Raw genomic sequence first — 19,217 nt, 5'->3', positions numbered from 1 at the left:
GACCCCTTGAGTACAGAGTCGGGCTGGCGACAGAACAATTCAACCCCTGGAAAAAGATAAATATCGTTTTGCAAATAAAGCCGGACAAGGGACAAAAGCGCTGTTAAGGTCGGGAGTTTCCCCGCCGCGTCATCCCCTCAGGAAATCACCCTGGCTGCACCGTCGATGCACATGGCGCCCCGAAACGGGTAAGCGTCGCCGACCCATTCCAGCCTGTCCCAGGCTGATGCCCCGCGAACACTGTCCGACGATTCCTCCGGCATGCCCCTTGCTACCCCATGACAGAGCGCCGCCAATCGGGACCTCTCTGCTGATTGTCCCGCCGCGACGCTTGGGAGCACACGATGAATATGATCATGGAATGGCCGATGGTCCGGTGTTGCGAACTAATCCCGATCATGGCCGGTCAACAACTGCACGTTCAATCAGGCGGTGACGCATCATGGACAACCCTTTTCAGATCATTACCGACGCTTTTGCGCCGCACTACCAGATCAACCTGAGCATCCAGGGCCTGGATGGCCGCATCATGCTGACGCTGTCCAAGGCCGGGCGCATCGTTGCCAGGCGCATGATCAGTGCCCAGCAGCGCAATGACCCGCAGCAGCTCAAGCGCCTGGTACAGAGCATCCAGTTCGGCATCGCTATCGAGCAAGGACACAGCGCCGTGTCCATTCTTGAAGCCATGACCGACAGCGACAACATCAAGCTGCCACCTCCCCAGGCACAAGGCTTGGCCTCGACTGCTGCGGGCCTCTAGACCTCGCCTTTCTCCACTTCGGTATGCTCGCTGGAGCCCGCGCCGACCTTGCGGTGCGGGTGCTCGGTTTTCACTGAGGGAAACTGCGAAGAGGCATAGCGCACTACCAGGATCGCGAACGCCAGAAGCAGGATGCCACCGCACAGGTAGATGATCCCCAGGTCCGGTGGATTGTGGTGGGAAACGTTGGAAATCAGCAGCCGCGTCAACGCGGTGATCGCCACGTAGATCAAAAATCGCACCGGCATGTGGTTGGTCTTGAAATAAATCCCCACCATCGCCCCCAATTCCAGATAGATGAACAGCAGCAGGATGTCATCGATCTTGATGTGCCCCGCCTCGATCATCTGCAGGAACTCCATGACTGACGCCCAAGCGGTCACTGCACCGATGGCGAACAATGCCAGGTAGTGGAACGTCTCGACGAACAGGTTTCCCAGGGATTCGGCCACTTGATGGACGTTCTGGCGCAGGTTCTCGGCCCAGTTGATTTTCACGATGTGGTTTCCTTAGGTCGACTCGACCGGATCATGCGGGTTGGACGTGACGATTGTTCTGCATGCAGAAAAAAGGCCAGCGACTGGAGGTGAGATGGCGATGGGCTGGCAATCGACACTTTTGGCAGTGTCCCGTTGGCCCCTTCGCGAGCAAGCTTTGCTCACCTATGCCGAAATCGGTCTACATTGAAAAGCCACTATCCAAAGCAAGAGGATTCGCTTATCCTTTTGCCTGTATATAAATACAGTAGTTACACAGACAACCAATGTGAAGGCATGTGAGGTGGTGAATGGCCGTCGAAGTGGTATACCGCAGCAGCCGAGATCTGGAGCGCTTGTTCATGGATAAAGCCGAAGCTGACCGTCATGACAAAATGCTGGAACTCGCCGAACTGCTGGCCGAGGTGTTGCAAAAAGCCGTTCCATCGCTGAGCGAGCAACAGGTGGAGGAAGCCGGGATCTACATGGCGAAGAATCGCGATGTGTTCGCCAAGGCCTTCAAGAGCCAGCCGGACGCCTTGTCCGAACTGCTCAATCCTTCGGATGAATGACTTGAAAAGACCGCAGCCTTCGATGGCGCGCAGGGAGTAGATCCTGTGGCGCCGTCGAACGCTGCGGTCTTTTTCAGTATTGGGGCCGGTGATTGTTCAGCGGTACAACAATCGCTCCGCCAACTCATCGGCAACCCGGGCCGGTGAGCGCTTTTCCGCCTGGGCATGGGCGAAGACTTCCGTGAGCCGGGCGCCAATTTTCGACAGGTGCGCCGTGATGGTCGGCAGCTCTTCGCCGCGATGCTTCAGGGCGACATAGATCAGGCCGCCGGAATTGATTACATAGTCGGGCGCATAGAGGATCCCGCGCCTTTCCAGTTGATCGGCCACTTGCAGATTGCTCAGTTGGTTATGGGCCGAACCGGCCACCGCCGAGCAACGCAGTTGCGCCACGCTGTGACTGTTGAGCACGCCGCCCAGGCCACAGGGCGCGAGGATGTCGCAGGGTGTACTGAGCAATGCGTCGTTGGCAATCGGGTGTGCGCCCAGCTGTTCCATCGCCAATTGCACCTTACCGGGGTCGATGTCGCTGACCAGCAGCTCGGCGCCGGCCGCGTGCAACTGTTCGGCCAGGGCGAAACCCACGTTGCCCAAGCCCTGGATCGCCACCCGCAAGCTTTCCAGGTTATCGCTGCCCAGGCGAGCCATGGCCGTGGCGCGGATGCCCGCGAATACCCCCATCGCGGCGTGGGGTGCAGGATCACCCGCCGCGGTGGTGCTGGTCACGTGGCGAGTGTGCTGGGCGATGCAATCCATGTCGGCTACAGAAGTGCCGCTGTCGATGGCGGTGATGTAGCGTCCATCCAGTTGCTCGATACAACGGCCAAAGGCCTCGAACAACGCCGCACGACTTTCAACATGGGCCGGGCGCATGATCACCGCCACCCCGCCGCCCACCGGCAAGCCGGCCAGCGCCGCTTTGTAGCTCATGCCCTGGGCCAGGCGCACAGCATCAGCCACGGCACTTTCGTCGTCGGGATAGGCAAGATAACGACAACCACCCAGGGCGGGCCCGGGGCGGCTGCAATGAATGGCAATCACCGCCTTCAACCCGGTCAACGGGTCTACGCTTAAGTGCAGCGATTCAAGGCGGGAGCTTTGCATGAGAGCGAACATCGTAAGGCTCCCGAATCACTTCTGCTTGTTTCGCCAGTATAGGCGTGCAGCTGAAATTTGCTGAAACACGCCGGAATAAGCCGCGACAGCCACCGGCTCTTATGGGCATAACCTGTCACGACGTTTGTGGAGGACTGGACGAAATTGCACGCCAGCGCTAAAACGAGGCATAGCCCGGAGAGTTTGATGAAACCGCGCCAAGCCTTTCTTGACTGCCTGCACCACTCGCCACCGGCGCTGCTCGAAGCGGCGCTGTGGATTGCGGCCGAACATGACCGCGGGGTCGACGTGCCGGCTTTGCTAAAGGATTTCAAGGATCTGCAACAGCGGGTCGGCCATGACCTGCCAATACTGCCGGTGACTGAGCTGGGCCAGCCTTTGCTGCGTCGGCTCAACGACCTGGGGTTTGCCCAGGATGATTCCACGCCGCTACGACCCCAGGCGGCATTGCTGGATAAGGTACTGGCGCGCAAGCGCGGACAACCGCTGGCGCTGGGCCTGATCGCCCTGGAAATGGCACAGGGCCTGGAGATTCCGATGGTCGGTGTCAACTTCCCCGGCCATTTTCTCCTGAGGGTACGCGGCGCCGATCATCTGCTCGACCCGTGCGGTGGCCGTCGGTTGTATCCCAATGACTGTCGGGAACTGCTGCAACGTCAATACGGTGCAAACATGCCGCTCAGGGCCGAGCACCTGGCCAACGCCGAGCCGGTACAAATGCTCCAGCGCCTTTCGCGCAACCTGCGTCAGTTGCATCTGGCGAACGATGAATACATCGCCGCGCTGATCGACGCCGAGCGCGTGCTGGAACTGGGCAACGCCAGCGCTGCCGACTATCTGGCCCGGGCCAGCCTGTACCAGCGCCTCGACTGTCCCAACGCCGAACGATTCGACCTGGAGCATGCACTGATGCTCAGTGAGGATCCGATCCAGCGAATCCGGCTGACGGAGCGACTGGGGCATTTGCCGCCCAATACGATTGTGCATTGAGGGGATGGGATGGCCGCTGCCCTGCCAGCGATGAGGTGATTCTGTGGCGAGGGAGCTTGCTCCCGCTGGCTGCGCAGCAGCCCTATGTCCCTGATGCCGCTATGGTCGGGGGCCGCTTCGCGCCCCAGCGGGAGCAAGCTGCCTCGCCACAGGATTTCATGGCTTTAGATCAAGGTGTATCAGGCTGATTCGCCGGATGCGCCTGTTGGAATGCCGGATGGGCAGCCGCCAGTGCCGCAACGCGACGAATCCTTGGGTACGCCTGCAAGTCCACATTGAACCGCTCGGCCGCATACAGCTGCGGGATCAAGTACACATCCGCCAACCCGGGCACTGCGCCGAAGCAATAGCCTTCGTCGCCGATCAACCGCTCCACCGCCGCCAATCCCTGGCTGATCCAGTGGCCGATCCACTCGCTGACCTGCGTTTCATCGTGCCCCCACTGCCGCAGCTTGTTGAGCACGCTGACGTTATGCAGCGGATGGATGTCGCAACCGATCAGCGCAGCGACCCCTCGCTCGTGGGCACGCACCACCAGGTCAGCGCCCAGCAGCGGCACCTGTGGGTAACGCTCCTCCAGGTATTCGAGGATGGCAGGCGACTGCACCAACAACGCCCCTTCGTCGGTGCGCAGGGCCGGCACGCGGCCCTGCGGGTTGATTGCCAGGTAGGCCGGCTGTCGGTGTTCGCCCCCCGGCGCAGCGATCAGGTTGACCGGCAAGGCCTGGTAATCCAGCCCCTTCAGCGCCAGGGCAATACGAACCCGATAGGACGAGGTGGAGCGGTAGTAGGTATAGAGATCCATGCCCTGCCCCTCAACGTGCCGGCAAAATCTTGCCGCGGCATTCGCCAAAGCCGATGGAGGCGAAACCCTCGCGACTGCAACGGGCCCGCAGGATGATTTCATCCCCGTCCTCGAGGAATTTCCGGACTTCGCCCGAGGCCAGCTCGATCGGCTTTTTACCGCCCTCGGTGATTTCCAGCAGGCTGCCGAACTGGCCGTTCTGTGGCCCGGACAAGGTCCCCGAGCCGAACAGATCACCGGCCTGCAACTGACAGCCGTTGACGCTGTGGTGCGCAATCATCTGTGCCACGGTCCAGTACATGTATTGGGTATTGCTCAACGTCAGGCGATGGGCCGGCAGGTTCTGCTCGCGCATGGTTTCGGTGAGCAGCAGCACTTCCAGCTCGATATCGAATGCCCCGCCGGCCTGGTCACGCTTGTCCGACAGATAGGGCAACGGCTGCGGATCGCCTTCCGGGCGCGGCGCTTGCGGGCGACGGAACGGCTCCAGCGCTTCGGTCGTCACCACCCAGGGCGAGACGCTGGTCAGGAAGCTCTTGGACAAAAACGGACCCAGCGGCTGGTACTCCCAGGCCTGGATATCCCGAGCCGACCAGTCGTTGAGCAGGCAAAAGCCACCGATGTGCTCGGCTGCATCGCCGATGGCGATGGGCTCGCCCAATGCATTGCCCCGTCCGATCCAGATACCCAGCTCCAGCTCATAGTCCAGCCGTGCGCAGGGGCCGAAGCTCGGCTCGCTCTGACCGGCGGGCAAGGTCTGGCCCTTGGGCCGACGCACGTCGGTGCCGGACGGGCGCACGGTCGAGGCGCGGCCGTGATAACCAATAGGCACGTATTTGTAGTTGGGCAGCAAGGGGTTGTCGGGGCGAAACAGCTTGCCGACATTTTGCGCGTGCTCGATCCCGACGTAGAAGTCGGTGTAGTCGCTGATCCGGGCCGGCAGGTGCATCTGGCATTCAGCCGCGACATGCAGCAACTGCGTACCCTGGCTTTCCACCTTGCCACGCAAGGGACTGTCTTCGCGCAGCAGCTCCAGCAACCGTTCGCGCAGGGCAACCCGAGCACCGCGCCCCAGCTCGAAGAATCCGTTCAACTGACCGCCGGCCATGGCCTCTACGGCGTCTCGCGACAGGCCTTCGAACAAGCCGGCGTGCAGCGCAGCCGACAGGTCGAAGATCCGCTCACCGATGGCCACGCCACTGCGCCGGGTGCCGCCATCGATGCTGAAAACGCCCAGAGGCAGGTTCTGCAACGGAAAATCGGCGTGGCCGTTGGCACAGGCGACCCAACTACGGGCAGGGAAAGATTGACTCATGGTTATCTCCGGGTCGGGTCGAAGGTGACAGGCAGCGAGGCCCAGCAGGTATCGTAGTCGGTTTGAAGCTGCGGACAGTCCAGGGCGAAGCGACTTGGACGCAACACCTGGCTGGTCTCGAACATGAACGCCATGGTGTTATCGATTTTTGCCGGCTGAAGGTCGGCATTGATCGCCCGGGTGCAGGTTTCGCCGTCCGGGCCATGGGCGCTCATGCAACTGTGCAGCGAAGCGCCGCCGGGCAGGAAACCTTCGGCCTTGGCGTCGTAGGCGCCCTGGATCAGGCCCATGAATTCGTTCATCAGGTTGCGATGGAACCACGGCGGACGGAAGGTCTTTTCAGCCACCATCCAGCGCGGCGGGAAGATCACGAAGTCGAGATTGGCCAGGCCATGGACGCTGGTAGGCGAGGTCAACACGGTGAAAATCGAAGGGTCCGGGTGGTCGAAGCTGACCGTGCCGATGGTGTTGAACCGGCGCAGGTCGTATTTGTAGGGCACGTTGTTGCCGTGCCAGGCCACCACGTCCAGGGGCGAATGGCCCAGTTCGCACGCCCACAACTCGCCGAGGAACTTCTGCACCAGTGTGGTCGGCTGCGCGAGGTTTTCGTAGTGGGCGACGGGCGCCAGGAAATCCCGAGGATTGGCCAGGCCGTTGCTGCCGATTGGCCCCAGGTCCGGCAGGCGCAGCGGTGCACCATGGTTTTCCGCCAGATAACCGCGGGCCTCTGGATCGAGCAGTTCGACCCGGAATTTCAAGCCCCGGGGAAGCACGGCGATTTCCAGCGGGGCCACTTCCAGCACGCCCAGTTCAGTGGCAATGCGCAGCCGTCCCGATTGCGGCACCAGCAGCCATTCGCCGTCGGCATTGAAGAACACCCGCTGCATCGCACGATTGGCGCAGTACTGATAAAGGCTGACGCCGGCAGGTTTGTCCGCGCCAGCATTGGCGGCCATGCGCACCAGACCGTCGATGAAGTCGGTGGGCTCGGCGGGCATCTGCAAAGGATTCCAGCGCAGCCGATTGGGCGTTACCTCGCCCAGCGGGCCGCCAGCGATCTGCCGCTCAAGCTTGACGAAGGCCGGGTGATTGGCCGAGGGATGGATCCGGTACATCCAGGTACGCCGCGCTTCGCTGCGGGCCATGGTGAATGCAGTGCCGGAGAACAGCTCGGCATAGAGACCATAGGGCGCCTTTTGCGGGGAGTTCTGGCCGACCGGCAGTGCGCCGGGCAGTGCCTCACTGGCGAACTCATTGCCGAAGCCAGACTGATAGGCCAGGTCTGACGCGGTGGAATCGAGGTTCATGGAGCCTCCTAAGATGCGGTCCGTCACTCAAAGGGCAGTCTGAGGCGCACCGGGTTGTTTTTATCGTAATCAAATTACGCATAACGTAATTTGCTCACCAGCGGCCGTCAAGCTATAAAGACGCCCATTCGCTTCCGGACCTCGCACGCCCATGCAAATCCCGCCCAATAACGCTAAACAGAAAGTCCGCTCGGCCGAGGTCGGCACCGACATTCTCAAGGCCCTGGCCGAACTCTCACCCTCCACATCGTTGTCGCGCTTGGCCGACCACGTGCAGATGCCGGCGAGCAAGGTCCATCGCTACCTGCAGGCCCTGATCGCCAGCGGGTTTGCCGAGCAGAACGCCGCGACCAACCACTATGGCCTGGGCCGGGAAGCCTTGCGCGTCGGGCTGGCCGCGTTGAACGGCATGGACGTACTGCAAGTGGCCGCCCTGCCCTTGGCCGAATTGCGCGACGATCTGAACGAAACCTGCTTCCTGGCGGTGTGGGGCAATCACGGGGCAACCGTGGTGCGCATCGAACCTGCGGTCCGCGCTGTGACCGTCGTGACCCAACTGGGCTCGGTGCTACCGTTGCTCAGTTCATCCACGGGGCTGGTGTTCGGCGCGTACCTGCCGGAGCGCGAGACCATTGGCTTGCGGGAACAGGAACTGCGAGACACGCAAGACCACGCCCTGGCCGATGACCGGGCTTATGCGACGCTGTGCGAACAGATTCGTCAGCGCGGCCTGCACCATGTGCATGGCCTGTTGATGCCGGGGGTAGATGCCCTGTCCGCCCCGGTGTTCAATGCGATCGGCCAGGTAGCGGCGGTGATGACCATCGTCGGTCCGACCTCGCTGTTTCACGCCGACGAAGATGGCCCGGCGGCGCAGCGCCTGCTGGCGGCGACCCGGGCCGTGAGTTGGCGGATGGGCTATGAGACCGGGCCAGGGTCAAGCCAGGAAGTCGGGCACGATCCGGATCAATAGATCATTGAGATGAGTGGGCGCCAACCGTGGATGAAGATCGCGCTCGTCGCCACTGAACGCGACCATGTAAATGCCTTGGTGATCGCCCTTGATGTGGTAAGGAATTTCGTTATTGCGCAAATGGCCCAGCAGGTATTCCACCAGAGGCTCCGAAGATGACACTACTCGTTCGCCGGAGTCATGCGTAATAAAACCGGTGACGTAGACTTTCTCCAGATCGACATCGGGCAAGTGTACTTTCAAAGCCCCATGAATATCCTCGGCGTCCAGATGCATGACGGAACGCTCGGATAAATCCATTGCCGGCTTTTCCGCCAGGCTAGTCACAATATGCGTAACGATTCTTTCAAATGTAATCAAGTCCAGCGCCTTGACCCGGTCCTCGTCGGCAAAGGAATAACGTTTGCTGAAGATGTTGCTGATGCCTTGCGTGTAATGGGGCAATTGCTGTTTTTCCACGCAGGCCAGCGCTTCGTCCAGTAACGTCCTGGACGATATGACCTGAAGATCGGGAAACGCCGCCAATGTATTGAGATAGTTTTTGAGCGGGTTGACGCCCAGCGTTTCCAGATGTTCGCCCAGTAGCACCTGTACGGCAAAATCCACGCGAGTGTTCTTGAGGGCGAGCAGTTTTTCAGAATAAAAAGAATAGAGTCGAGTCTTCATAAACATCCTTGTCATGGTGAGGTGTCGAACTTCCTGTCCGACCGCATCGCCGTTATACCTCAACCCACTTTCGACTTGAAAAAGCAAATGTAAGAGCCCGTAAAGTCGCCACGGTTTGATTCAAGCTACCCCATCATCCCCATGACCTTGGCCTTCGCCACCGCTTGAGTACGCCGTTGCACCCCTAACTTGCTATGTATCCGCCGCGAGTGGGTTTTTACCGTATGCAGGGAGATGAACAAGCGCTCGGCAATCTGCTGGTTGGAATGCCCCTGGGCAATCAGTTCCAGGACCTCCAGCTCACGATGACTGAGCAACGTGTCGTCGCTGATCGCGGGGGCCTGGCTCGGCTCTACCGAATGTGCCGAGCACGCCAGTTCGGGCTGGCGCAGGCGCAACTCACACCAGGCCTGTCGGGCTCGCCAGCAACTGACGCGCTCAAGCCCCTGCTGCGCCAGCAACCGGGCCTGGGAACGGTCGCCGGACAACCACAACACCTCGGCCAGCGCCAGATACAGCTCGGTTTCCAGGCTGTGCATCGCGCCACGCTGTGCCTGGTCAATCATGGCCTGCAAACGGGCCTGCGGGTCCTGGGCCCGATGCAGATAGACCTCGGCCAGCACCAGCAGGTACTCAAGTCGCGGGATCAACTCCAGCGTCGCGGGTGGCGCATGCTTGGCCTGGGGTCCGCGAAAATGCCGCAGCACGCGCCTCAAGGCTTCGTGGGCCAGTTCCGCTCGCCCCTGTTGCAGCCAGAACTGGCAGCTGGTTTGCAACAACACGCCACGGTAGACGGTGTCAGGAATGTGCCGCTGTTGCATGATCCGCTCGGCGTCGCGCAATTGTCGGAAAGCCTCGTCGTAGTCGGCCTGGTTCGCCGCCAGGCTGGCCTTGCCGAGAAAGCCGTAGAGCACTTGTTTATCCTGGCACAGCAAGCCCGTCTCCAGCCCCAGTTCGAAATGCTCTGCGGCTCGCTCTTCGAACCCCATGCGCAACGCCAGGCGTCCGCGGCGCAAGGCAATGCGCCCCGACAAGGCCGAAAAATCCTGCCCTGGTCGATCGAGCAACGCCTGGACCGCCGCGAGCAGGTGTTCAGCCCGATGGGGCGCGCCACGTTGTTCCAGCACTTGTGCATGGTCGAGTTCCAGCAAACCTTCGAATACCAGCGAACCCTGCGCACGGGCCAGGCACAGCGCCTGGCGATTGAGCCACTGCGCGGACGCCAGCTCGCCCTTGAGCAGCGCCTGCTGCGTCAGGCCCATCAGGCACAACAGGCGCAGGGCCCACGCTTGCGGATCCAGGCTGGCCTGGGCCTGGAGGAAATGTTCGTGTGCGCCGTCACCATCGCCCGAGAGGTGCAACAACCAGCCCCGCAAGACCAGCCAGCGCGCCAACAACTGTTGCTGGTGCCCGGCCACTGGCTGCGGTACGAAACGGGCCAGTTGCTCGATGCAGACCGATGCCTGGTCGAAGCGCCCGGCGAACAACAGGGCGGCGGTCACCAATCCCACCGATTGTGGCGTACCGAGGGCCAGCGCTTCGCCTTGTTGATCATGCAGATTCAGCAACAGCACCACATTGCGACGCTGCAGGATGTGCTCGAAGCTCAGATGCTGAAGGAAACTGACAGCGGCCTCGAACTCTTCAGCCAACATGGCTTGCTCGAATGCCATCTGCCAATCCTGCTCGGCGGCAAACCACTGGCAGGCCCGCCGGTGCCAGGAGCGCCCTTGCGGCCAGGGTTCTTCGCGCACCAGTCGGGCCAGCGCCGGATGCACCTGCAGCCAGTCGCAAGTCTGCTCCCACGGCTCGATGAAACATCCCAGCTCCCGCAGCAACGGCATGCATTCAGCGCCCACCGTGTCAGCGAATAGATGCTCGCAAAGCCGGGCGTTGAAACGCGGCAGATGCGCCAGCACCCGCCAGGCCTGCGCCAGCTCCGGGGCCAGGGTGCCGAACAGCTCATGCTCCAGGTAATCCAGTAACGTCCCCACTCGCCCCGGCGTTGCCTGACTGCGCGCCCATTCGCAGCGCTCGAGCAGAATGATGCGTACCCCGGCGCACCAGCCGCCACTGCGCTGTATCACCTCGCGGGCGGTGCGGGCGGCCTGGGGCGCGGGCAGATGATGAAGCAATGACTGGACGTCGTCGGGAGTGAAGACCAACGCCTGGGCGTCGAACTCGTGCAGTTCATCATCGAGCAACAAGCGCGGCCAGTTACAGTGGGGACGACGGCGCCCGTTCAACCACAGGTGCAACGCCGGACTGCTGCTGTTCAACAAACGGTCGAGCAGGCGGTCCAGCTCCGGGTTGGGCACCCGGCAATAATCGTCGAAGAACAACCAGGTGGGGGTTTGCAGCCGCGCCAGATGTGCCAGCAACCCCGCTTCATCCGTCAGTGGCAATCCGAGGGTATGGGCCAGGCACTCGCACAGTTGCACCGGGCTCAGCGCCGCGCCGCCCAGCGGCAACCAGTGCAATCGACATCCGGCGGGAGCCTGGAGAAAACACTCGGCGAACAACGCGCTCTTGCCACTGCCGGCCGGTGCGCACAGCAGCTTTACCCGGGCCTCGGAGGTCAGCAACGGCTCACTCAGGGACCGCCGCGGGACATGTGTCGAGGACAGGCGAGGGAGCAGTCCTGGACGGTCCGGACACGGGGTCATGGCGGTCATGGGCGTGGGTCCTGTTTATTGTTGTGTCATCACCCTAGTCCTGTGTCGCAGACCTTTGGAGAAGTATTCAGCGCGCTGATTGCAAGCCATAAAAAAACGACCGGCAGATGCGGCTGCCGGTCGTTCATGAATTTGACGCAATCCCGTGGCGAGGGAGCTTGCTCCCGCTGGGCTGCGCAGCAGCCCCACCTGGTTTGGGCCTGATAAACCCTGGTGCCCGGTTCGGGGGCGCTGCGCGCCCCAGCGGGAGCAAGCTCCCTCGCCACAAAAGCGATCCCTTCATTCACACGCATCTGCAATCAGATCATGCAAATCAACGCACCCCCGTGGAGCGCAACGCCGCCGGTGTGTAGTCGGCCGCCCTGGCCTCGAAGCCGTACTCGTAGGCGTGTTTCTCTTCGTTCTTCATCCCCAGCGCAATGTAGCGACCGGCGATGATGTCGTAGAGCGCTTCGAGGGTGTAGCCCGGGTTCTGATGGTCGTAATAGAACTGCGCATGCCCTTCGGCCACGCGCCACAATTGGCCGCGACCGTCGTAGTGGTCCACCAGTGCCGCCTGCCAGCTGTCCTCATCGATGTACATGTGGCGCTTGGCGTAAATGTGCCTTTCGCTGGGCTTGACCGTGCCGACCACTTCCCAGACCCGGTGCAACTCATAGCGGGTCAGGTCCTGGTTGATATGGCCGGCCTTGATCACGTCGTCATACTTGAGGCTCGGCGAGTCGAGCTTGTAGCTGTTGTAGGGAATGTACATTTCCTTCTTGCCGATCAGCTTCCAGTCGTAGCGGTCCGGCGCGCCGGAAAACAGGTCGAAGTTGTCGGATGTGCGCAAGCCGTCGGCGGCAGTGCCCGGGCCGTCGTAAGCCACTTGCGGGGCCCGACGGACCCGGCGTTGGCCGGCGTTGTAGATCCACGCCAGGCGCGGCTCCTTCACCTGGTCGAGGGTCTCATGCACCAGCAGTACGTTACCGGCCAGGCGTGCCGGGGCGGTGACCTCCTGCTTGAAATAGGTCAGCACGTTGCTGGCCTTTTCCGGGTCGGCGTCCTTGATCAGGAACGGCACGGCGATTTCTTCTTCGAAGCGGATCGGCGTGAAGCTGCCGTTGGTTTGCGGCATTGCCTGGGTGATGATGCGGCGCAGGTTGCCGCCGTGATAACGGGTGATGTGGTTCCACAGCACTTCCACGCCGTTCTTGGGAATCGGGAACGCGTAGTAGCGGTTGCCGGTGAAATTGGCCAGGCCATTGCCGTCGTTGATCGCGTTGACATTGAGCGCGCTGCGCTTGGCCGACTCGTAGATTTCCGGCGGCAGGCCCACGCTGCGGTGAGTCGGGTAGACCGGGATCTTGTAGGTTTCCGGGTAGCGCTTGAACATCGCCACCTGGCCTTCGGACAGCTTGTCCTTGTACTTGTCCACGGTAGCCGCGGTAATGGTGAACAGCGGCTTTTCATTGGCGAACGGGTCGGCCAGAAAGCCCTTGCTGTCTACCGCACCGGCGTTTTTCGGGATGCCACCGGTCCAGGCCGGGATCGAGCCGTCGGCGTTACCGGCCTTTTCCGCGCCCAGGGGTGTCAGGCTGGTGCCCAGTTTGTTCGCTTCGTCGGGCGACACCGCCGCCATCACGTTCGCGGCCAACAGGCTCAGAGCCAGGGCACCGCATTGCAGGATCATCTTGCGCATTGGGTTTTCCTTGTCAGCCAGATCAGAAGTTCACGCCGAAGCTCAGCGCGAGGAAATCGCGGTCTTCGAGAACGTTGTAATCGCCGCCAAAAAAGTCGGTGTAGCTCAGGCTGGCGGTATAGGTGTTGCGATAGTCGGCATCGAGGCCGACGCTGATGGCCTTGGCACCTTCGTTGAACAAACCGTTGGGGCCATAACCGGCCACGTCGTGTGACCAGGACACATTGGGCTTGAAGTTCACGCCGCCAATCACGTTGGAGTAGTCGAGGATCGCCCGGGCGCGATAGCCCCATGAGGTCGACGTGACGAAACCATCGGTATCCCCGCCAAAACCATATTGGCCGTAGACCGAATCACGGCCATAGCGCAGTGTGTCCTTGGACTCCAGCCCGCCGACATGCACCACCGCCGCCTCGCCCACCACTGTCAGGCGGTCAGCCCCCAGCACTTGGTCGAAAAAGTGGGTCAGGGTGCTCTGGATCTGGGTCACTTCCTTGCGCCGGTAACCGGTGTTATCCGCACCCGGCCGAGTGGCGATAGGCGAGGCCGCGCCGCCGGCAATCGGGTTGACCAGCGCCAGGGTCAGGTCGTTGGTGTTGAGCTGCACCGGTGCATTGGGACGGTAGCTGATTTCCCCGGTCCATGCGGTGCCGGTAGGCAGCGTGGTGGAGAAGCTGGCGCCGTACAGACGGATGTCTTCCGGGTATTCGAGGTAATACTGACCGCGCCCCAGCATCACGCTCTGGGCCAGGCCGGCGCCGCTGCCAGGCGCCAGGCCGTTGGCAATCGAGACCATTCCCGGCAGTGCCGCGAGCGTGGAAAGGCCCGCCGTGGTGGTGCCTACCGTCGGCGTGCGGCTGTGGTAATTCATGAAGTACAGGCCGTACTCGGTGTCATCGCCGAGCCAACGCAACGCCGTGCCCCATTGCCCGGAGTCGCGGGCGTCACGGTCGCCGCCACGGGGAATGATCACCCCTTCCCTCGACACATTGATGCCCTGGCCGAACAACCGGGTCAACGGCACGAATGGCGCAATCGCCGGGCTGCCCACGGTGTAGCCACTGGTGCAACCGTCGGCCACCACGTCGTTGCCGAAAAACGTGCCGCAGTTGTCGACCACCGTCTGGTCCCACTCCAACTGGTAGAAACCTTCGACGGTGAGCTTGTCGGTCAGGCCTTGGGAGGCGAACAGCATGTTCACCGGAATCAGGCCTTCCTTGATCTCCGCACCCGGGCGGCGGAACGCGGAGACGTCCACCGGGTTGATGCTGTTGATGGAGTTGCCGATGAACGTGCTTTCGCCCCAGCTGACCACCTGCTTACCGGCACGCACCGTGCCCGGCAGGTCAGCAATGGAGTAGTTGTGATAGACGAACGCGTCGAGGATCTGCGCGCCCGAAGACTTCGCGCCCTCCTTGCGGTTGCTGTCGCTGATGTCCTTGAACTCGCGGTTTTCGTCCTTGAGCTCGAAGTCATACCAGTACTTGCCACGGACGAACACACCGGTGTCGCCGTACTTGAGTTCGAGATCGTGCAGGCCCTTGAAGATTTTCGAGAAGGTCTCGCCCTTCTTGAAGTTCAATCGTCCATCGTCACCGGTGGAGGATTGTCCCCTGCCGCCGTTGACAGTGCCGACGAGGTCGTTGTCCGCATTGCGCATGCCCCAGCTCGCGCCCACGGACAACGAAGAGTCGAACTGACCTTCGATTTCGCCAATGTTGAATGAAACCGCCTGCGCCTGGGCACAGCAACCCAAGGCCACCGCGGCGGCCAGCGCCTGCGGCTTGAAGATGGCGCGCATTGTTATTGTTGTCATGCGTCTTCCCCGGTGAGTGACAGAGGCTTCACCCTACTGCCGCAAGCCAGGGGCGATAAGCGCACCAAGGAGGTATTCGCATTGTCCCCCGAAAGGATGACTGCCCAGGCGGGCCGGGCCTTTGCGCCAGGCATGGATGGACTGGATGATGGGTCATCAGTGCAATCCATGCCCGACCCTTTTGATCGACTGTTGCGCGCACTGCAACAGTGCATGTCCGGAACCGGGCTGTTTCCAGCGGCGCTCAGACCCTATGCTGGCCGGGCTTTCAGGACAACGGGCCTGCAAGCACAAGCCGCCACGGCATCCCTCATGCCTGGCGCACCGTCATTCGGATGGATTGGCGTATCGGTCCATCAGCCCGTGCACACCGACGTTGATTTGTAGCTCCTTTCCAACGTCATGCTTAGGCCGCTGCTTTGTTGCAGCGGCCTTTTTTATGCAGGGTGTTTTTCGCGGGGGCTGAAGACGACGATCGCGCACGCCTCGGACAACCAAGGGCAGGTTGCCGCCGTGGAGCGGCAATGAATCGAAGTGGTGAGGCTAAACGGCGTAGCGCTGCAGATTCGCCATCATTTCCTTCAGCGCCTCAAGGTTGTCATTCGGATGAACCGCATCCTCGAAGTCGCAGATCTGCTGCCAATGGGCGGCGACGTCTTCAGGCGAAAATCCTTTGCGCGGATCGAAGCCGGCGCCCAGGCTGCGTTCCCAACGCACCTTGCCCATCCAGCCGCCGCCCACTTCGAACAGGCCGGAGGTTTCCTGGCAGGTTTCGCTCGCCAGGTACACCACCAAGGGGCTGACGAGTTCGGGCTTGAGCTGGTCAAACACTTGCGGCGGGATCAGGCCTTCGGTCATGCGCGTGCCGCCGGTGGGGGCGATGGCGTTGACCAGGATGTTGTTCTTGCGGCCTTCGATGGCCAGGGTGCGGGTCAGGCCATACAGGCCGAGCTTGGCCATGCCGTAGTTGGACTGGCCGAAGTTGCCGTAGATGCCCGAGGTGGAAGCGGTGAAGATCACCCGCCCGTAGTTTTGCTCGCGCAGGTGCGGCCACGCGGCGCGGGTGACTTTGTAGGCGCCCTCGACGTGGACCCGATAGACCAGGTCCCAATCGGCATCGTCCATTTTGTGGAAAGTCTTATCCCGCAGAATCCCGGCGTTGTTGACCACTACGTCGACCCGGCCAAACGCGTCGAGGGCGTTCTGTACCAGCTTGTCACCGTCGGTGACCGAGTCGTGGTTGGCCTCGGCAATGCCGCCGGCCTCGCGGATTTCAGCCACCACGCGGTCCGCTGCCGAAGCGTTGGCGCCCTCCCCCTGGGCGGACCCGCCCAGGTCGTTGACCAGCACTTTCGCGCCGTGCCTGGCGAACAACAACGCATGGGCACGCCCCAGGCCGCCACCGGCCCCCGTGACGATGACGACTTTATCTTCGAAGCGCACAGACTCATTCATGGCAGGACTCCAGCAGGCCGATAGGACAATGAGCCCGAGTGTCCGGCACCTGTCGGTCGGTCACAATCAATACGGTAGCCAGTGAATGGTGGGCGATAAGGTGGGGGGATGATGCGATACCGGATGTGAGGCAACGGTGTTGGACCGATTTACGGCTATCGCGGGCAGGCTCGCTCCCACAAGGTCGGTGGGCGGCATAGGATCGGGGATGTCGCTGTCAAAACTGTGGGAGCGAGCCTGCTCGCGATAGCGGTGTATCTATCGACATAGATTTCGCGAGCAAGCTGATTGATCAGGAACACGCCACCTTCCTGCACCGCGGCGTAATGGCTTCGCGAAACGCCAGGTAATGCTTGAGGACCTGGACCGGCGCTTCGGTGTGTGGGTAGTGCCCGATATTCGGTAACAGCACTGTGTCGGGATTGGGAATCAACGACTCATAGCGCGCCACCATGTGTTCACCGGATATCGGATCGACCGCGCCGTCGATCACCCGCAACGGCACTTCGCCGCGCTGCATGGCCTGGACCCAGCGATCGCGTTGCACCCGTCGCTCGGGGATGTAGCCGATCAGTTTGTGCATGATCCGCGGCCCCTGGTTGACTTCTATCAGGCTCCAGAAGTCGTCCAGGACGCTTTCGCTGGGACCGCTGGCGGGGCCGAAAATCTGCCGGAAGCTCTTTGCCAGACTGACCCGGGAGAACGCCCGTCCCAGCAGCCAGCCCAGGGGACTGAGTAATAGTTTCTGGGCGAGCACCGGGCGGTGGGTTTCCGGAAACAGCCCGCCATTGAGGAACACACAACTGGCCAGCTCGACGCGCGCTTCATAGTGCCGCGCGAGCAACTCCTGGGCCACGCTGTCGCCATAGTCGTGGGCCAGCAGATGCACCGCCGGTTTTACATCCAGGTGCGCCAGCAGGGCCTGTTGCAGATCCGCCTGCTCCAGCAGGCTGTACACATGTTCCCTGGGTTTGGCCGAGTCGCCGAAACCCAGCATGTCACAGGCAATCACCCGATAGCGCTGCGCCAACGGCTGCCACAGGTAATGCCAGTCCCAACTGGCGGTGGGGAAACCGTGGATCAGCAGCAGCGGCTCGCCCTGGCCTGCGACCCAATAGCGGATGGCGTGGCCGCGGAAGATGAAGGTCTGGCTGCGCTGGCGCCAGATACGCAGGGGAATCTGGGCCAGGGGCATCAGCTTCTGTACCCCGAGTCCTGCTGGTCGAGCTTGCGCAGCAACGCCGGCCAGGCCAACGCGCCGCCCATGCCTTGGGCACTTTTGGTCACTCCGGCGATCATCGCCCGGGCACCGGCCAGGATCTGCGGCTCGATGGCGATCAATTCGGCACCACCGTTCTGCGCCAGCACCTGGATGTCACAGGCACGCTGGAAAGTGAACATCATCAGGAAGGTATCGGCGATGGTGCCGCCGCAGGTCAGCAAACCGTGGTTATGCAACATCAGGAAGTTGCTGTCGCCCAGGTCCGCCTGCAAACGGGCTTTTTCCTCGTGATTCAAGGCCACCCCTTCGTAGGCGTGGTAGGCCAGGCTGGACAGCACGAACAGCGATTGCTGGCTGATCGGCAAAACGCCCTGTTTCTGCGCCGATACCGCAACGCCGGCGGCGGTGTGGGTGTGTAGCACACACGCCACATCATGGCGCACCTCATGCACCGCGCTGTGGATGGTATAGCCGGCCGGGTTGATCTCGTAGGGGCTGTCCATCAGCTTGTTGCCGACCTGGTCGACCTTGACCAGGCTCGAAGCCGTGATTTCATGGAACATCAACCCGAACGGGTTGATCAGGAAGTCTTCGGTCCCGGGGACTTTCGCGGAAATATGAGTGAAGATCAGGTCATCCCAGCCATGCAGCGCGACAAGCCGATAACAGGCGGCAAGGTCCACCCGGGTTTGCCATTCGGCCGCACTGACCTGTTCCTTGATGCTGGGTGTCGTCTGGAGGGGCGCTACGCTCACGGCTATGACCTCGGCTCTTATTATGTTCAGGTAAATCCGGCGGGCAAAATTTCTACTCCCAGGAAAATCAGTCTAGTCAGCTCGCACAGAGGCGATAGTTGCATTGGCAGCCAGCTTACTGGCCGTGCGGGTCATCGCAGCGCTTCAGGCACGCAACGCTTCGATCAGCTCTGCCAGCCAAGGCTCGGCGTCGGTTTCCGGCGTAACGCTTTCACTGGCATCCAGGCGCAGCATTGGCAACACCTCGCGCACGCCCAGTTCGGCGAACAGCTCGCGCATCTGCTCGCCCCCGCCGCAGAAGGTATCCCCGTAACTGGCATCGCCCAGGCCGATGACCGCGCCGGGCAAACCGCGAAACGCCGCCGGCAGTTGATCGCGTAGGGTCGAATACAACGGCATCAGGTTATCCGGCAACTCACCCATGCCGGTGGTAGAGGTCACCGCCAGCAATGCCTGGGGAGCAAATGCCTGGATCTGCGCCAGCGTGGCACGCGGGTCGTACCAGGTTTCGAAGCCTGCCGCGTCCAGCAGCCTGGCGGCGTGCCGGGCGACTTCTTCGGCGGTGCCGTATACCGAGCCGGAAAGAATGGCGACTTTCATTTGTCTGTTCCTGAACCTGATAAAGAGCCGGAT

The 19,217-nt window shown here is 61.7% G+C and carries 17 protein-coding genes; 4 read left to right on the top strand and 13 right to left on the bottom strand.

Annotated elements, in window-relative coordinates:
- The first annotated feature begins 442 nt into the window (after window positions 1-442).
- Window positions 443-760: a DUF3509 domain-containing protein gene (locus tag ACLEJR_RS14120; protein WP_440793877.1), complete on the top strand. Its 318-nt coding sequence runs from the start codon at window positions 443-445 to the stop codon at window positions 758-760.
- Here ACLEJR_RS14120 and ACLEJR_RS14115 read toward each other — a convergent pair.
- A complete protein-coding gene (locus ACLEJR_RS14115) occupies window positions 757-1,257 on the bottom strand; it encodes a phosphate-starvation-inducible protein PsiE (protein WP_440814651.1) in 501 nt (166 codons plus the stop codon). The two genes, ACLEJR_RS14120 and ACLEJR_RS14115, sit on opposite strands and share 4 nt — an antisense overlap.
- 290 nt (window positions 1,258-1,547) lie before the next feature.
- Between ACLEJR_RS14115 and ACLEJR_RS14110 the strand changes: the two genes are divergently transcribed.
- Window positions 1,548-1,808: a YebG family protein gene (locus ACLEJR_RS14110; protein WP_003205410.1), complete on the top strand. Its 261-nt coding sequence runs from the start codon at window positions 1,548-1,550 to the stop codon at window positions 1,806-1,808.
- Between the two features lie 96 nt (window positions 1,809-1,904).
- Here ACLEJR_RS14110 and ACLEJR_RS14105 read toward each other — a convergent pair whose 3' ends face one another.
- Complete coding sequence (locus tag ACLEJR_RS14105; protein ID WP_440793873.1) at window positions 1,905-2,924, bottom strand: Glu/Leu/Phe/Val dehydrogenase dimerization domain-containing protein; 1,020 nt, start codon at window positions 2,922-2,924, stop codon at window positions 1,905-1,907.
- A gap of 186 nt (window positions 2,925-3,110) precedes the next feature.
- Between ACLEJR_RS14105 and ACLEJR_RS14100 the strand changes: the two genes are divergently transcribed.
- The gene (locus ACLEJR_RS14100; protein WP_440814649.1) at window positions 3,111-3,914 is read left to right on the top strand and encodes a SirB1 family protein; all 804 of its coding nucleotides are present in this window, start codon (window positions 3,111-3,113) and stop codon (window positions 3,912-3,914) included.
- A gap of 169 nt (window positions 3,915-4,083) precedes the next feature.
- On the opposite strand, the gene maiA is transcribed toward ACLEJR_RS14100, so the two are convergent.
- From maiA to hmgA, 3 genes are read right to left on the bottom strand one after another with little or no spacing between them, the layout of a single operon-like run.
- Complete coding sequence (gene maiA, locus ACLEJR_RS14095) at window positions 4,084-4,719, bottom strand: maleylacetoacetate isomerase (protein ID WP_440793869.1); 636 nt, start codon at window positions 4,717-4,719, stop codon at window positions 4,084-4,086.
- A 10-nt stretch (window positions 4,720-4,729) separates the two neighbouring features.
- Window positions 4,730-6,034 carry a fumarylacetoacetase gene (fahA, locus tag ACLEJR_RS14090; RefSeq protein WP_440814647.1) on the bottom strand — a complete coding sequence of 435 codons (1,305 nt, stop codon included), beginning with the start codon at window positions 6,032-6,034 and terminating at the stop codon, window positions 4,730-4,732.
- Window positions 6,035-6,036: 2 nt separating this feature from the next.
- The gene (gene hmgA, locus ACLEJR_RS14085; RefSeq protein ID WP_440814646.1) at window positions 6,037-7,341 is read right to left on the bottom strand and encodes a homogentisate 1,2-dioxygenase; all 1,305 of its coding nucleotides are present in this window, start codon (window positions 7,339-7,341) and stop codon (window positions 6,037-6,039) included.
- 151 nt (window positions 7,342-7,492) lie between these two features.
- On the opposite strand from hmgA, the gene ACLEJR_RS14080 reads away from it, so the two are divergent.
- Window positions 7,493-8,314: an IclR family transcriptional regulator gene (locus tag ACLEJR_RS14080; RefSeq protein ID WP_440814645.1), complete on the top strand. Its 822-nt coding sequence runs from the start codon at window positions 7,493-7,495 to the stop codon at window positions 8,312-8,314.
- Here the strand turns inward: ACLEJR_RS14080 and ACLEJR_RS14075 are convergent.
- From ACLEJR_RS14075 to ACLEJR_RS14040, 8 genes are all read right to left on the bottom strand, one after another.
- On the bottom strand, window positions 8,279-8,980 hold the full coding sequence (locus ACLEJR_RS14075; protein WP_440814642.1) for a hypothetical protein: 702 nt from the start codon (window positions 8,978-8,980) through the stop codon (window positions 8,279-8,281). The genes ACLEJR_RS14080 and ACLEJR_RS14075 overlap by 36 nt on opposite strands.
- Window positions 8,981-9,105: 125 nt before the next feature.
- Window positions 9,106-11,655: a LuxR C-terminal-related transcriptional regulator gene (locus ACLEJR_RS14070; RefSeq protein WP_440814641.1), complete on the bottom strand. Its 2,550-nt coding sequence runs from the start codon at window positions 11,653-11,655 to the stop codon at window positions 9,106-9,108.
- Window positions 11,656-11,968: 313 nt separating this feature from the next.
- A complete protein-coding gene (locus tag ACLEJR_RS14065) occupies window positions 11,969-13,336 on the bottom strand; it encodes a DUF1329 domain-containing protein (RefSeq protein WP_440814639.1) in 1,368 nt (455 codons plus the stop codon).
- 22 nt (window positions 13,337-13,358) lie between these two features.
- Window positions 13,359-15,152, bottom strand: coding sequence for a DUF1302 domain-containing protein (locus ACLEJR_RS14060; protein ID WP_440814636.1), 1,794 nt, complete (start codon window positions 15,150-15,152; stop codon window positions 13,359-13,361).
- Window positions 15,153-15,695: 543 nt separating this feature from the next.
- Entirely contained in the window at window positions 15,696-16,607 is a 912-nt protein-coding gene (locus tag ACLEJR_RS14055; RefSeq protein ID WP_440814633.1) for an SDR family oxidoreductase, read from the bottom strand.
- A gap of 292 nt (window positions 16,608-16,899) precedes the next feature.
- Window positions 16,900-17,802, bottom strand: coding sequence for an alpha/beta fold hydrolase (locus ACLEJR_RS14050; protein WP_440814631.1), 903 nt, complete (start codon window positions 17,800-17,802; stop codon window positions 16,900-16,902).
- Window positions 17,802-18,584 (bottom strand): class II aldolase/adducin family protein, encoded by a 783-nt coding sequence (locus tag ACLEJR_RS14045; protein ID WP_440793849.1) that lies wholly within the window; start codon window positions 18,582-18,584, stop codon window positions 17,802-17,804. The genes ACLEJR_RS14050 and ACLEJR_RS14045 overlap by 1 nt, the downstream gene beginning before the upstream one ends.
- A gap of 144 nt (window positions 18,585-18,728) precedes the next feature.
- Complete coding sequence (locus ACLEJR_RS14040) at window positions 18,729-19,184, bottom strand: flavodoxin (RefSeq protein ID WP_440814630.1); 456 nt, start codon at window positions 19,182-19,184, stop codon at window positions 18,729-18,731.
- Between the last annotated feature and the right edge of the window lie 33 nt (window positions 19,185-19,217).

The sequence above is a fragment of the Pseudomonas sp. SMN5 genome (assembly GCF_052041925.1).
Classification (GTDB): Bacteria; Pseudomonadota; Gammaproteobacteria; order Pseudomonadales; family Pseudomonadaceae; genus Aquipseudomonas.
Note: the sequence above shows the minus strand (reverse complement) of the source record. Positions and strands in the feature narration are given on the sequence as shown.

Bases quoted from the DNA above. Each gene is read 5' to 3' on its own strand.
- ACLEJR_RS14120 (WP_440793877.1), top strand. From the start codon at position 443: ATGGACAACCCTTTTCAGATCATTACCGACGCTTTTGCGCCGCACTAC.
- ACLEJR_RS14110 (WP_003205410.1), top strand. From the start codon at position 1,548: ATGGCCGTCGAAGTGGTATACCGCAGCAGCCGAGATCTGGAGCGCTTG.
- ACLEJR_RS14105 (WP_440793873.1), bottom strand. From the start codon at position 2,924: ATGTTCGCTCTCATGCAAAGCTCCCGCCTTGAATCGCTGCACTTAAGC.
- ACLEJR_RS14100 (WP_440814649.1), top strand. From the start codon at position 3,111: ATGAAACCGCGCCAAGCCTTTCTTGACTGCCTGCACCACTCGCCACCG.
- maiA (WP_440793869.1), bottom strand. From the start codon at position 4,719: ATGGATCTCTATACCTACTACCGCTCCACCTCGTCCTATCGGGTTCGT.
- fahA (WP_440814647.1), bottom strand. From the start codon at position 6,034: ATGAGTCAATCTTTCCCTGCCCGTAGTTGGGTCGCCTGTGCCAACGGC.
- hmgA (WP_440814646.1), bottom strand. From the start codon at position 7,341: ATGAACCTCGATTCCACCGCGTCAGACCTGGCCTATCAGTCTGGCTTC.
- ACLEJR_RS14080 (WP_440814645.1), top strand. From the start codon at position 7,493: ATGCAAATCCCGCCCAATAACGCTAAACAGAAAGTCCGCTCGGCCGAG.
- ACLEJR_RS14075 (WP_440814642.1), bottom strand. From the start codon at position 8,980: ATGAAGACTCGACTCTATTCTTTTTATTCTGAAAAACTGCTCGCCCTC.
- ACLEJR_RS14070 (WP_440814641.1), bottom strand. From the start codon at position 11,655: ATGACCGCCATGACCCCGTGTCCGGACCGTCCAGGACTGCTCCCTCGC.
- ACLEJR_RS14065 (WP_440814639.1), bottom strand. From the start codon at position 13,336: ATGCGCAAGATGATCCTGCAATGCGGTGCCCTGGCTCTGAGCCTGTTG.
- ACLEJR_RS14060 (WP_440814636.1), bottom strand. From the start codon at position 15,152: ATGACAACAATAACAATGCGCGCCATCTTCAAGCCGCAGGCGCTGGCC.
- ACLEJR_RS14055 (WP_440814633.1), bottom strand. From the start codon at position 16,607: ATGAATGAGTCTGTGCGCTTCGAAGATAAAGTCGTCATCGTCACGGGG.
- ACLEJR_RS14050 (WP_440814631.1), bottom strand. From the start codon at position 17,802: ATGCCCCTGGCCCAGATTCCCCTGCGTATCTGGCGCCAGCGCAGCCAG.
- ACLEJR_RS14040 (WP_440814630.1), bottom strand. From the start codon at position 19,184: ATGAAAGTCGCCATTCTTTCCGGCTCGGTATACGGCACCGCCGAAGAA.